General features: G+C 45.4%; 13 protein-coding genes. 5 read left to right on the forward strand and 8 right to left on the reverse strand.

Features of this window, described 5'->3' with window-relative positions:
* Nucleotides 1-5 precede the first annotated feature (5 nt).
* Nucleotides 6-2,465: a DNA topoisomerase 3 gene (locus LW808_000290; protein ID UPA28506.1), complete on the forward strand. Its 2,460-nt coding sequence runs from the start codon at nucleotides 6-8 to the stop codon at nucleotides 2,463-2,465.
* A gap of 9 nt (nucleotides 2,466-2,474) precedes the next feature.
* Here the strand turns inward: LW808_000290 and LW808_000295 are convergent, their stop codons facing one another.
* The gene (locus LW808_000295; protein ID UPA28507.1) at nucleotides 2,475-3,179 is read right to left on the reverse strand and encodes an MFS transporter; all 705 of its coding nucleotides are present in this window, start codon (nucleotides 3,177-3,179) and stop codon (nucleotides 2,475-2,477) included.
* The gene (gene pssA / locus LW808_000300; protein UPA28508.1) at nucleotides 3,176-4,018 is read right to left on the reverse strand and encodes a CDP-diacylglycerol--serine O-phosphatidyltransferase; all 843 of its coding nucleotides are present in this window, start codon (nucleotides 4,016-4,018) and stop codon (nucleotides 3,176-3,178) included. The genes LW808_000295 and pssA overlap by 4 nt, the downstream gene beginning before the upstream one ends.
* 98 nt (nucleotides 4,019-4,116) lie before the next feature.
* Between pssA and LW808_000305 the strand changes: the two genes are divergently transcribed.
* Nucleotides 4,117-5,022, forward strand: a complete 906-nt coding sequence (locus tag LW808_000305) for an RluA family pseudouridine synthase (protein ID UPA28509.1) — start codon at nucleotides 4,117-4,119, stop codon at nucleotides 5,020-5,022.
* A gap of 17 nt (nucleotides 5,023-5,039) precedes the next feature.
* On the forward strand, nucleotides 5,040-5,717 hold the full coding sequence (gene nth / locus LW808_000310; protein UPA28510.1) for an endonuclease III: 678 nt from the start codon (nucleotides 5,040-5,042) through the stop codon (nucleotides 5,715-5,717).
* A 66-nt stretch (nucleotides 5,718-5,783) separates the two neighbouring features.
* On the opposite strand, the gene LW808_000315 is transcribed toward nth, so the two are convergent.
* The 3 genes from LW808_000315 to secG all read right to left on the reverse strand — a co-directional run bounded on the left by LW808_000315 (nucleotide 5,784) and on the right by secG (nucleotide 8,007).
* Nucleotides 5,784-6,383, reverse strand: coding sequence for a hypothetical protein (locus tag LW808_000315; protein UPA28511.1), 600 nt, complete (start codon nucleotides 6,381-6,383; stop codon nucleotides 5,784-5,786).
* A gap of 140 nt (nucleotides 6,384-6,523) precedes the next feature.
* Nucleotides 6,524-7,474 (reverse strand): hypothetical protein, encoded by a 951-nt coding sequence (locus tag LW808_000320; GenBank protein ID UPA28512.1) that lies wholly within the window; start codon nucleotides 7,472-7,474, stop codon nucleotides 6,524-6,526.
* Between the two features lie 20 nt (nucleotides 7,475-7,494).
* Complete coding sequence (gene secG, locus LW808_000325) at nucleotides 7,495-8,007, reverse strand: preprotein translocase subunit SecG (protein ID UPA28513.1); 513 nt, start codon at nucleotides 8,005-8,007, stop codon at nucleotides 7,495-7,497.
* Nucleotides 8,008-8,064: 57 nt separating this feature from the next.
* On the opposite strand from secG, the gene LW808_000330 reads away from it, so the two are divergent.
* Both LW808_000330 and LW808_000335 read left to right on the forward strand, forming a co-directional pair.
* Nucleotides 8,065-8,538, forward strand: a complete 474-nt coding sequence (locus LW808_000330) for a hypothetical protein (GenBank protein UPA28514.1) — start codon at nucleotides 8,065-8,067, stop codon at nucleotides 8,536-8,538.
* A 30-nt stretch (nucleotides 8,539-8,568) separates the two neighbouring features.
* On the forward strand, nucleotides 8,569-9,630 hold the full coding sequence (locus LW808_000335) for a hypothetical protein (protein ID UPA28515.1): 1,062 nt from the start codon (nucleotides 8,569-8,571) through the stop codon (nucleotides 9,628-9,630).
* 107 nt (nucleotides 9,631-9,737) lie between these two features.
* Here the strand turns inward: LW808_000335 and LW808_000340 are convergent, their stop codons facing one another.
* The 3 genes from LW808_000340 to LW808_000350 are packed head-to-tail and all read right to left on the reverse strand — an operon-like array spanning nucleotide 9,738 to nucleotide 13,697.
* Nucleotides 9,738-10,616 carry a hypothetical protein gene (locus LW808_000340; GenBank protein UPA28516.1) on the reverse strand — a complete coding sequence of 293 codons (879 nt, stop codon included), beginning with the start codon at nucleotides 10,614-10,616 and terminating at the stop codon, nucleotides 9,738-9,740.
* A 4-nt stretch (nucleotides 10,617-10,620) separates the two neighbouring features.
* Complete coding sequence (locus LW808_000345; GenBank protein ID UPA28517.1) at nucleotides 10,621-13,128, reverse strand: hypothetical protein; 2,508 nt, start codon at nucleotides 13,126-13,128, stop codon at nucleotides 10,621-10,623.
* Nucleotides 13,125-13,697: a hypothetical protein gene (locus tag LW808_000350; protein UPA28518.1), complete on the reverse strand. Its 573-nt coding sequence runs from the start codon at nucleotides 13,695-13,697 to the stop codon at nucleotides 13,125-13,127. Before LW808_000350 ends, LW808_000345 begins: the two co-directional genes overlap by 4 nt.
* Nucleotides 13,698-13,741 lie beyond the last annotated feature (44 nt).

The raw sequence follows: 13,741 nt of genomic DNA on the forward strand, positions 1-13,741 counted from the left end.
AGGTGATGAAGAAGTTGGTGATCGCGGAAAAGCCGAGTGTCGCTCAGGATATCGCAGATGTTTTAGGGGATTTCCAGAAAAAAGACGGTGTTTTTGAAAATGACGATTTTATTATTAGCTCTGCGGTCGGCCACATTGTCGAACTCTACATGCCGGAAGATTTTAATCCCGATTGGAAACGCTGGTCACTCGACATTCTCCCCATCATTCCTCAAGAATTTAAAACAAAACCCATTGCGAAAAATAAGACCAAATTCAACGAACTCAAAAAACTCATGCACCGACGCGACGTCGGAACGGTCATCAATGCCTGCGATGCCGGTCGCGAAGGGGAACTCATTTTTACGTATATTTATGAACTTGCGGGCTGTCAAAAAACCGTTGAACGCCTCTGGCTTTCCTCGATGACACAAGAAGCGATTCGCGAAGGATTTTTGCACCTACGTCCCAGTTCTGAAATGCAAAATCTTCAAGCCGCTGCCCGTTGCCGTTCCGAAGCTGACTGGCTCATCGGGATTAATGGGACACGTGCGATTACGGCTCGTACTGCTCGTGGCAGTGGTGTGGTAACGATCGGACGTGTACAAACGCCGACACTCTCCATGATCTTACAGCGCGAGAATGAGATTCGTCACTTCCAACCCAAGCCCTACCATCGGATCGTGGCTGACTTTACTATTCATAATGGCCAATATCAAGGCGTTTACCAGCGCCCAGACTTTGATAAAAACAATAAAGACCCGGATGAACGCATCGATCGACTTTTCGATCTCACACAGGCCGATGCCTTGATTGAAAAAATCAACGCTAGCGGTACGGCCGTTATTACAGAGAAAAAGAGCAAACGGAAATCGAATCCGCCCAAGCTCTACGACCTCACGACACTACAGCGCGAAGCGCACACGCGCTATGGGATGCCGGCTGGTATGACGCTCAAACTCGCCCAATCGCTGTATGAAAAACATAAATGTCTTACCTATCCACGGACCGATTCCAATGCCCTTCCTGAGGATTATCCGCCCACTTGTCGCCATGTGCTTAGCTCATTAGGCGGGGATTTTACACCCTATGCTCAGGAAATTCTCCAAAACAACTGGATCGATGAAAATAACCGAAAGATTTTTAATAATAAACAAATCAGCGACCACTTCGCGATTATTCCAACGAAAAAGTTTGCTACAAACCTCTCTGACGAAGAACGCAAGATCTACACCATGGTCGTCCAACGATTCTTAGCGGTTTTTTACCCTGCCGCGGAGTTTGAGATCACGACACGCCGTTCGATCGTCGATAGTACCTACGAGTTTCTAACGGAAGGAAAAATTCTTGTATTTCCGGGCTGGCTAGCCGTATATGGGAAAACACTTGAAGACGGGACCACACCACTGCCGGCCGTTGATACTGCGGATGGCACACCACCTCAAGCAGCCGTTGTTGCCCACAAGGAAGAAAATGAAACACGTCCCCCAGCACGATACAATGAGGCAACTCTATTATCGATGATGGAAACCGCGGGAAAGATGCTCGACGATAAAGAGCTTGCTTCGGCCATGAAAGAGCGTGGGCTCGGTACGCCGGCGACTCGGGCACAAATTATTGATCACCTCATCGATTTACGCTACATGGAGCGGCAAAAAAAAGATCTCGTTCCGACGCCCAAGGCCGAAGGCCTTTTTGACTACCTTGATACGGTTCAAGTGCAGACACTTTCGAGTCCCACCCTTACTGGGGATTGGGAATATAAATTGCGCCGCATGGAGCAAGGCCAGCTTGACCGTGAAACATTTATGCAGGGAATTGCCGAAGTTACACGTGAAATGGTCGATAAAATCAAGGCTTTTGACGAGTCTCAACAAAAACCACGCATTTCGAATCTTATTTCGCCGACAGACGGCAAGCCGATGCTGGAATTTTTGCAATGCTATCGCTCTCAAGACGAACAATTAAAGCTCTATAAAGTAATTTCAGGGCGTCGTTTATTGGAGTCAGAGTGCACCGAGTTATTGCAAAATGGCACCGTTGGTCCTCTGGAGGGATTTCGGTCAAAAATCGGGAAAACATTTGCGGCAAAGCTCTATATCGATGAGAATCACGAGGTTAAATTCTCCTTTCAGAATACCAAGAATGATGACCTACAAGGAGAAACGTTGACGCTGGAAAAGCTGAAAACTTATCCTAAAATCGGGCCATGTCCCTGTTGTGGCGGTAACGTTTATGCTTTGGATTCCTGGTACATGTGCGAGCACTTCTTAGATGATCCGAAATGCCCATTTCGTTTGGGACGGCATATTTTGGAGCAGCGCATCGATGAAACACAGGCCGCAAAATTGCTAACAGAAAAAAAGAGCGATCTTTTGGAGAATTTTTGTTCGAGGCGAACGGGAAAAATGTTTTCCGCCTATCTCACGCTCGACGACGGAGGGAAAGTGGGCTTCGAATTTCTACCTCGCAAGAAAAAATCTTAAAAAATTGTTCTATGGAACATTTTTAGGAGCTGTATCAACAAACATTTCCTCGAACGAAAGCCCCGTGAGTTTTGTGAGTTGTTTTACGAGTTGGTAGAGAGTGACCATCAGCACAATTGTACAGGGAAGCACGATTACGGGATAACTCCAAACCGTCATGCGCGCCAGTTCTTTGTTAAATTCGATGGTCCCTGTCTCACTATGCACAAGATATTTCGCTAGGGCAAAATTTAAAACGGCACTCAGTAAAAACGACCCCGCAATTTTTAATGTCCCCTTCGACAACAGGCGTTGGAGCGCGAATTGCTGCTGTGGCGAAGGCAGCCGATCGCCAATCTGGTCTACGTTCATAATCGCTTCATTGAAAACAAGTATCTTAATCAATGGATAACGCGTAAAGGCCGAGATAAACACAACCAGCCCCAAAAACAATGGTAAGAGCGCCTCTTTAATCGCAATATATTCTGTGGGAAGTTTCAATAGCCCAATGACGCCCGTCAGCAGAACGCTGATAAAACCAATAACAGAAAAAATGTTACAGCGCCGTGATTGGCAAAAATCGATCACTCCGTAACCCAGCGGAAACGTCAGTGCCAACACCAACGCGATTTGTGGATTGATTCCAAACCAATCGCCTGCCTTCGACATCAAAACCGAAGGGAGAATAATATTAAACCCAAGGTTTAGAAATGGATTTTCGCGTTTCGCTTTCACAGATCAATAGAACTTTCTGGACGCTCAGCTACGCTTTTTCGAAATCTTCTCTCTTGCCGAACATGGCGAACAAGGCCATAGACAACGTAACTCAAAAAGACGATCGCACACGAAAACTGGTGAAACCAAGAAATCGTCGCTAAGACTCCGATGATGGCAACAAACGTCCCAAGGCGCGTCCGCGTACTCCAATTGATCTTTTTGAAGCTTGGGAAACGGATCGTGCTCACCATCAGGTAGGCCGTTAGAAGCATAATAAACGGCAAAAAAATTGAAAACACATGCAGATCGTAGCTATCGACGATGAGCACAAATGATGCAATGACACCTGCCGCCGCCGGTACTGGAAGGCCTAAAAAATCATATGATGGGATTGCTTCTTCTCGAGGAAGTAGTGGACTTGTAATTACATTAAAGCGTGCGAGACGAACCCCTGCGCATAGCAAATAAATAAACCCGATCATCCATCCCAATTGGCGGAAAAATAAGTACTCATCACATGGTGAAAGAATGCGCAAAAAAACCATCAGGGCTGGCGCTACGCCGAAAGAAACCATATCGGAAATCGAGTCAAATTCGAGACCAAAGAGCGATTCCTTCTTTTTAAGTCGTGCGACTCGCCCATCGAGCATATCCGCAAGTCCGGCAAAAAAAATCAACCAGACCGCCTGTTGGTAAAAACGGTGCGCTGTCGCCGCATCGGTCGTCGCATAACGTGCCTGTATACACCGAATGATCGACAAAAAACCGCAAAACAAATTGGTCGCCGTAAAGATATTGGGCAAGAGGTAAATACGGCTTGCATCGGCAACATTGGAATACTTTTTCGAGACCGACATTCTTCAAGAACGAACAATACGCGATTTCCCGAAAGTGCAAGTTTTTCCCGCGATTTTCGAGTTGTACGCGATGCTCTCTTTCAGCAACATATACGGTAATGGCAACGCTCACCGTACCGACTGATATTATTCCCGATCGTTGCGATAAGATCCTGGCGCAACTGCTCAAACTACCGCGATCTGTCATTAAATCAGCAACAGCCGTTCCGTTTGAACGTAATGGTCAAAAAATCACACCACACGATTTTGTTTATCCGGGTGATACAATTATTTATGAGTTGCCTACGATAAAGGCAATCGCCCCAGCGCCCGTGTTAGAACTTTCGATTCTTTTTGAAGACGAGGATCTCATCGTCATCGATAAACCCGCAAATATCGCCGTCCACCCCGCTCCCGGTTTTTTGGGGAAAACGCTCGTCGAATATGTTCTCGATCACTGCCCTCTTTCCTATCTTGGCGAAAAGGATCGCCCGGGTGTTGTTCATCGTTTGGACAAAGAAACCACGGGATGTATCGTTTTTGCGAAATCGAACCGCGCGTTCAAACAGCTGAGTCGCGATTTTGCCGAACACAATATCCAAAAACAATATATGTGTATTATCCACGGAAATCCACCGCTCCAAACCGGTACGATTGAGGTTCCGATTGGCCGTAAACTTTCGGACAAGACGCGAATGGCGGCGATGCGGGAAGGGAAATACGCTAAAACGACCTGGGTTGTTCGTAAACGCTTTAAACAATATGCTTGGCTCGATGTGCGCATTTGGACGGGACGGACACACCAAATTCGCGTACACCTCAGCTATAAGGGTTGGCCTATCGTCGGCGACACGGTTTATGGTTCCCCTTCCAATAAATTATCCCCAAATACCTTTCCGCGGATCATGCTCCATGCGGAATCGCTAACATTTTCACACCCACGCATTGGCCTGCCCATAACCTGCACAGCACCAATTCCCGATGATTTCACTGAAGTATTGCGAACCCTAAAACCCTCGCCTTAAATCTATATCTATCCAAAATGCAGCCTACCCCAAAATTCAACTCACCTTTCGATCAACTTGCAGCCCGTGCCGAATTCATCCACGAGATGCTCGAAAAGTTGTACCCAAACTTAGAAATTCCCCTTCATCACGGCTCGCCGTTTACCCTACTCGTCGCGGTTATCCTCTCGGCCCAGTGCACCGACGCGCGCGTCAACCAAGTGACGCCGAAATTATTCGCGCAAGCGGCAACGCCCGAAGCAATGAGCCAGCTGCCGCTCGACGTTTTAGAAAATCTCATTCGTCCGTGTGGATTTTTCCATACCAAGGCAAAAAATATCCAGGCTTGTGCACAAATGATACTGGAAAAGTTTCACGGCGAAATCCCGGATAATTTTCAGGAATTAGAACAACTTCCCGGCGTTGGGCATAAGACAGCGAGTGTGATGATGGCACATTGTTTTCATCAACCGGCCTTTCCCGTAGATACACACATTCGCCGGCTAGCCAATCGCTGGGGATTAGTAAATTCACCAAATGTCGTCAAAGTCGAACAAGCTCTGAAAAAAATTTACCCCCAACAATATTGGGACGGACTCCACGTTCGCATGATTCAGTTCGGCCGCGACTACTGTCCCGCCCGTGGACACAAAATTGAAAGATGTCCGATTTGTCGAGTGTTGTTTATAAAAAACGACATTCAACCTACTATGTAATATCGAAAGTATAGTGACAAATATGGGTACCATTCTGTATTTTAAATTCACATTCTCCAAAAACACTTATTGGGGTTTTTCTTTCGTTGTCTCGGGGCTTTTAGAGCCAGATTCAGAAAATAATTCATTCAAAGTTATCCCCTGTTCGTTGTTAAATTCCGATGATCCGTAATATTGAGGTTTTTCTTTCGCTGCCTCGGGGCTTTTAGAACCGACTTGACTCTTCACCTTATTAGAATTTTCAGTTTTGAACTTATCAAATTTTCGTTGTAGTTCCTTAGGATTTTTGATCATCTTCAAAAAGGAATCCTTACCGTTATCAAGAAAAAACCTTCCTCCAAAGCAAACCGTTTTCCTATCCGAAATTTTTTTATGTATAAATTGAACAGCTTGTCCAAGATCGCCATCAAGTCCACGAACCTTCCCCATATCGTTTGCGCACCCGATCGCCCTCATCGCTTTCATCCGATCCCAAAAGCCAAAACCAATGAGTTTTAAGGCCTCTCTAATATCCTCTTTGCGAGCAGTTATATATTCCCCTTTGGCTCTGAACTCACCTCTGGCCAAGAGCGCCATATTATTAAAATCAGCATCTCCATCAATATGTTTGTCAATTCTGATAGTGGTACTGAAAAAGTTTCTGATGCTATTGCCTATTGAATTCATACAAATCATTGTAACGGAACGTTTTTTTTTACAATAAATTTGTAAATTTATTTACGAGACTAACTATTCACGGCGATCTGCCCATTGCGGAACGAACAATGATAGCGATCTTGCTTTAAAATCTCACTTCGACCGGCGATCTACATTGCTACATAAGGTAGTTCCGAATCATCAACGGAATCTAAATTTCCAGGCTCGAACCACAGTAGTGGAAAATTTTGCCGTACAGCGGAACCGATAAAGTCGATTTTTGTCACCCAGTTTTGAAGAAGATCTACAATTTCGACGGACTTCATCAACCAGGTGCCGTCGACTTTTTTAAAATTCTTGAGCTGAAATCTGCGAACAACTTCCCAATCCGTTGTCAACTGAATATTGTTCGAGTTTAAGACCTTTGTTACGTTTCTATCCTTAGGTTCTTTCCTTAAGTACTCTACCTGTATAATTGCTTTTAAAGCGGGATCATACGCAACATCAACCGCATCGAAGCGGGTTTCAGTACTATTTTCGCTTACAGCGATATGGGCATCTTTCTTTGGAAAAACACGACCCAACATCTGCCGGAAATCCCAAGGTTGTATTAGAATTTCCGCAAGAGCCGATCGGCTAGGTCTGCGGTTAAACCGAATAATATGTGTGTTGCGCCCCAAAACTTTTCGTGTCCCTTCGTAGGTATAACACGGCCATAAAAGAAAAGGTAAAAGGATATCGTTAAAACTCAATAAATGCCCCGGTCGTAACGGTGCTATCTCCGAAGAACTGGTCGGTGCTGATGCAGCCATACCTCCCAAAGGTGTTTTTAAGAACACATTACTACCAAGTTCGACGCGAACCGCTAAGTGGCCAGCAATGGTCTTAGCAAATAACTTCCCTTCGATCTGATCCCGCTCCTTCAGTTTCGTAGTCGTCATTCGGAACGAAAGCGCCACCTCCAGAAGTCGCACTGACGACAATTCTTTGACGACCTTTTCTAGACGTTCCGCATTAAGCGGGATTAACTGTCTTCGGTGTGCCTTAGAGCCTGCGCTTGCTGGCAAAACAAGCCCCAGTACTGTTCCTAGAACTACAATAAACCGCTGTAACAATGTCACATTACCAGGAGCAAATCAGATCAAAGATCGACTTTCGACTTTGACACATCGCTTTCATTCAAGGTATCAGCAACTTCCGTTGCCTGAGGCGCCGCTTCGAGCGGTTGTGATTCGGGCTTCGTGCCCTCATGAATATCGATTGCCTCTGCCGCCGGCACGACCAAACTTTCGGAAGTCGGTTTCTCACTGATAACTGACTCTTGAACTCTTTCCGACGTCACCTGAGGAACTTCAGCTGTTACAACGGCTTTCATTTCGAGTAGATGCTGCGATTTAACGGTCTTTTCCAGCGACATGTAGAGCAGCGAAAGTAAAAATGAAATCAAAAAGAAAATGACCACGCAGTACTTGGTCGCTTTTGCGAGAGTATTGACCGCTTCGCCGCCGAAAACAGACGTTACCGCACCGCCACCCAAAGTCGCGCCCATCCCGGACTCCTCGCTCGGCCGCTGCATTAAAATCAACAGAATAACGAAACCGCAAATGCCCAACAAAAATAATGTCAACAGTATAATCGACAGCTTTGTAATCATGACTTGCCTCAACTCAGCAGATTAACAAGCTCGCCCAAAACACAAGTCCGAAAAGCGATGTGGCAAAAGTGGTCAGTTTTAGGGAGCGCATTTTTATTGGTCGGGTGTGGATCATCGAAACTGAAGGAGACCGACACGCCCGCGTACCGCCAGGGGCTTGTTTTTTTACAATCTCAAAAACCCAAAGAGGCACTTCCATTGTTTTTAGAAGTCATCAAAAAAGTACCGGAAGCCAAGAATGCGTACCTCAACATCGGCCAAATTTACCTAACGGTTTATGATGACCCCGTTTTAGCGATTTATTTTTTACGTGCGTTTTTGGCGCGAAATCCCCCGAAAAACCAGGAGCAAATTGCCAATAGCCTCATTGCAACGGCGCAGAATCGCCTTGTACAACAAATTCTTGGCCCTAAGAAAGCCCTCTACGAATCGCATCAACAGTTTCTTGCTCTCTTGCAACACCTCCGTGAAGAGAACAAGCGCTTGCAAATTCAATTAAAAAATTTACAAAATTTTCAACAAAATCCTTGAGCGCCAGCCGCGAATTTTTATGATATCCGCATGGCGGCAATGGAAAATGTAAATAAATTACCAATACCAAGTTCTGATCCAAGGATAAGAGCTTTATTGGAAAGTCCAGAGACTATTGCATCTAGCGAAAATAAAAAAACCACTCCATCTGGATATGGACAAATAGGTGGTTCTGGAATTAGTGATTTCACAAAGGCCGAAAAGGGAGCAATAATGGAAGCTGCTGACAACCTGGAAACGCTTAAACAAAATTTAAATGTTAGCGTCAATATAATGAAAGAAATGCATGCATATGTGGAAAAGATTAATGGTACAAGCAGTGTAACCCGTTCTGAATCTTTAAGCACAGACGAATCGACTCAACTCAACAGAAGCTGCATGGAATGCCTTCAAAGCAGCGATCCTAAAAGCATTCGTAACCTTGCTAACAATATTAACCAGATTATCGATAGCGGCCTCCCCACCGATAGAGGTTCACTTGGTGATATCATGACAGCGATTCTCATTTTGCAGCTTAAAAGTGCAATGGAAGGGAAACAGGCAAATCGCGAAATGAGTGCAGAAATGGCTTCGACGATTTATCAAAAATCCAAAGAAATTGCCAGTATGATCCTTGAAAAGGGTAAAATTGCCTTTGACCAGGCCATAGCAGGTGCCATCACAGGTCTCGTCGGTACAGCCTTTTCTTCAGGGATGACTATCGCAGGAACAATCAAAGCCAACCGAAAACAGGATAACGGGACTCAAGAGATAAACACGGGCTTCGATAGTACACGTAATTTCAGACTTGATGATATAAGTCGAAATACACTAATTCAAAAATACAATGCAATCGGCGGCTTGGGACAGGCTATTGCAAGTGCAATGAAGGGGGTAATCGATGCGATCTGCAATTTCGACATAGCTAAGTTAGAGTCATCCATTAGGGATCTTGAAGCCCTCAACCGTCTGAATGAAAATGCCCAACAGTCGGTTAAGGATGTTGTCGAATCCTTTATATCAGTAGCGAAATTCTGTCTCCAAATGATGAAGGAAATCAACAGTCTCGAGAACCAGGGGATTATGACCGTACAAAATAAAATAGGATTATAAAGATTTTTTCTTCCTAACGGAATACTCTCTCTCTGCAACGGAAAGAAATCTCTTTGCATTTTTATATTTCCATATTTCCATAATTCAGCGATATCGCCAGCTGTTGATTAAACCCGCGAATTGCGGATAATTTGCATTTTTGCATCGTGTTCCGCTTGGGCAATTTGAGAAATCATATCTAAAAAGAATTCTCGGGTACTGTCGATATCGCTCAAGGAAGTTTGAACGGAGTCCGCAACGGACTTTGTAAGCGTTATCAAGGCGCGTCGTTTCGTGATGTCTGCCTCTGCTGCCGCAATGGTCTTAATTTCATCCGCCTTCGCCATATCCGCAATAGTCGCAAGCGATTGCGCGGTATCTGAAAAAGTTTTACTAACGGACAAGGTGGTTTGGATTGAGGCAAAATCCTTTCCTTTGGTCGGCATCATATGACAACCAACACTCACTGCAAAACTTGCACCTGACGCGACGACTTGAAAAATGGCCGTACTCCGACTTTGCTCCACCTCCGCCTGGGCTTTTTGTAAAATTTTCTCCGCAAGTTCTTTTGATTGATCGACATTCGCCGTCACCAGTAACGCCCGCATCTCACGTTCCATCTTCCGCCGTTCAGAAGTCGATTGGATCATTAAAATCATCATCTCACACATGAGATCTCCAAGACTATTGACCTTCGTCGACTGAAAGTCCTTCCCTTTCATCCCAAACGCAAGCTCGTTCAATTTTTCCGAGCGCTTTTCAACTTTTTGCGCCGCACTAATCGACGTAATATTTGTATTATTGAGATGGGACTGCGCCGTCCGATCAACTGTCGCCTGGATCGTTATGGAATCTAAGGTCATGTTCGCGCCCAGATTCATCGCGACCGCATTCAACGTGGCCGCATCCATCCCCGAAGCATTATCGCCCGACGCACGCTTAACGCCCGACGGGTTCGAATTTTTCGGGATATGAGTATCTCCAGGAATGGTCTCCGTCTTACTCATACACTTACACTGTGATGTTACGAATAATTTCCATATTCGTTTCGCCGTACTCGCGGATCGCCTCCGCTGCGCGCTCATAGGATGCCTTGACGTAAGACATCAGCGATTGAATATCGGCCATCTGATTATCGATAATCATCTGATAAAACTCATCGAGCGCCTTGTAGCGCGTGTTGATCGCGTCAACTTCCGCGGCATACATCGTATTGCGATTGGTCTCTTCATTAAGCGCGAGGTTGTAGAGCGATTGATAAAATTGCATCGTCGCCTGAACCATGTTTTGTAGCCGTTGACTCGCGATCATGATTTGCTGAAAAATATTGAGGTGTTCAAGTCCTCTCAAACCCGCAATCGCTCGCGCGCCCGTGGCAATACCGGAAAGTGCTTGGCTTGCCCGACGGGTACCCCCTGTCGCCGTCCGGTTGCTAGAAGAGAGAAAATTCCCGTGCACGGTATACGCCCCGAATTCTGCATCCGCATAGCCTCCACTTCCCGTATCAAGTGCTTTGGCAACATCATCGAAACCGCCACTAGAAGCACTCTCTCGAATTTCTGCCATCGTCGCATCTCCTCTCCTCAATCGAGTTTCCAATGCCCCCATACCATTCCGTCCCAAAGACCCATCTAATCTTCCCGCATTACCGGCAATTTCTTCCGCATTTCCACGCATACTTGTTGCCCTCTTGGCATCGTAACCAGAATCGATAAAATCGATTTCTTCAACGAGCTTTCGATTGGAAAGATCTTGTTTTTTAATCTGGTCCCCTAGGTCCTGTATTTGATCTGGGGAGTATTTGTTAGTTTCGGCACTATCCAAATCCTTTCTTAACTCCTTTAAGCTCTCCCGCCCCTGATCCAATTGTTCTTGTAAATTAGCCCGCTTAATTTGCTGATTCTTTTCAAAATTACGGATGTCTAGCGATTGCTCGATATCTTTAAATTTTCCTTCACGCATTTTACCTTGCATTTCAGCAATCGTAAGGTCACCATCTTGAAATTGCTTTACCGTGGCGTCATCTACCTTCGATGATTCAAGTTCATGCTGGGCATTGTTTCGCACATCTTCGGCCAACTTCAAACTATTTCCTGCATCGATAAGATCAATTTGCTTAACAAGCTGTTGATTAAACTCTTTCTGCTCGCTGATCGCCGCATTTAGTTCGTTTACCTTTTTTACATCGCTAACATCCGTCTGCTTTAGTTCGGCCTGAAGTGACTCTACCTTTTTCCTTCCTTCTTTGAGTCCATTCTCCAAGCCCTCAAGATACTTGGGATCCGAAAGAAGATCATCGAATTTTCCATGAAATGTTCGTAACAAATCCGCTCCCGACACCATAGTTCCGTCCATCAGATCCGCTACATTGTTACTACCTTGGGCTAACACCCCCAAATTGTTTGCTTTAGCTGTGTTAGCGAATTGACCAAAAGATTTATTGAGCTCTTGAGCCTGTTGAGTGATATCGTTCAGCTGTCCTTCGAGTTTTTGGGAATTTTTAAGGATCCCAACCGCATCCTCACTGTTAAGTGCATTGTGAAGCGCTTTTTGTGTCGCCTGAGTATCTTCTACAAGTTTATCGAGTTTTTTAGTGCCTTCTTCCAAGGCTTGGACTCCGTCTTCAAGTGCTTTAATAGTGTCCTCTGATGCTTCGCCGGCCTCCTTAAGCGTTTTCAAGGTATCTTTCGCGGCCTGAAGATTTTCACTCGCTGCCCTTGTTGCCTTCTGAGCATCTTCAATAACTTTCGTCGCCTTTTGCACTTCCTTTGCGGCATCAGCGGCTTTGTCCATTGCACTTGCTCCGGCCTTTGCGCCGGCAAGCGCACCATTGGCGATATCGGCTACCATGAATGCCATATCAATTGACATCTGTAACGCCATTTTTGCCTTATCATCGCTCATTCCTTGAGTCAAAAGCTCCCCCATGCTTTTCCCCAAAATAAGTTCTGCCGCTTGGAATGCGAGAAGCACTGATCCAATTGCAATTACCGCAGGCCCCGCCGTACCAAAGGAGGCAATTGTTGTCGCGGCACCGATAAGAAACATAACAATTTTGCCGTAATTACTATTAAGAAATTTCATGATGCCCGACTTATTGAGCTTCTCCATGAAAAGCTGGAACGGGCTTTTGTAGCGTGACTTCCGGATTGCCTTTTTGGTTTCTAAAATTTTCGTGTTACTGGCACCCAATTTCTGATTTTGTGTACACTTAATTCCATCGAGCTGCGTATCCAGCATGAGCTCATTTTGGAGCGTCGATATGATCAGCATCGCCATCGCGACGCCGACGGAAGTCATCTCAGTAATATCGATCTCCGGAAGCTGATAGAGTCCGTTGTCCTTGTTGGCCTTTACATTCGGCGTGTAACAAAACATCGCATCGGTCATATGCGCGATACGATAACCTAGAACCGTTTCCGCTTGATTGGCGAGTTCCGCTTCTGATAGCCCCTTCAACTTCGGATCGGGATACGTCTTACTAAGTAAAATATCGGTTAAAGAATAAACTTCTCTCATGATACAGCCTCCTCATGATTTTTTGTGTTTTGTCGGATCAGTTCTAGTGTTCCTCTCGCGCGTTCGGCAAGATCCGGACGCTTTTGAGTTTCTTGAAATACTTCGACCACTTGGTTAAAAAATTCGATCGCGCCCTCACGATTTTCAAGTGCAAGACAGCAATCTGCCATTGCTGAAATTACCTCAATATCGGAAGGGTTTAAAAAATAGGCCGCGAGATAGACTCCTAATGCGGCGTCGTATTTGTGCTCGATAAAGAGCGTTACGGCGAGCGCCTTCCAGTAGCGGACTTCGAAATGATTCATCATCGCCAAGCAGTAAAAAATCTTTTCCGCATCCTCATATTTATGCTGCTTGAATGCCGCGAACCCAATACTGTACGCGGCTTCAAGGTGACGTTCATCGAGCCCAGGGAAGTCATCCAATAGAGTCCGCCAAAACATCGAAGGCCCTCGGAAATGTTTTTTTAAAATCTGATCAAATTCGCTTCGTCCTGTTTCCAGCGGGATACGTGCAGTATCTCGCTGAGTTTCGGCTTCTTTTTCCCTCGCTCCCATTCCGGAGCGCATTATAAGGAATTTTTCTCAAAATTCCATTGTTTTTAATATTCTTT

The organism is Verrucomicrobiota bacterium (assembly GCA_021294815.2).
In the GTDB taxonomy this organism is placed as follows: domain Bacteria; phylum Verrucomicrobiota; class Verrucomicrobiia; order Opitutales; family LL51; genus LL51.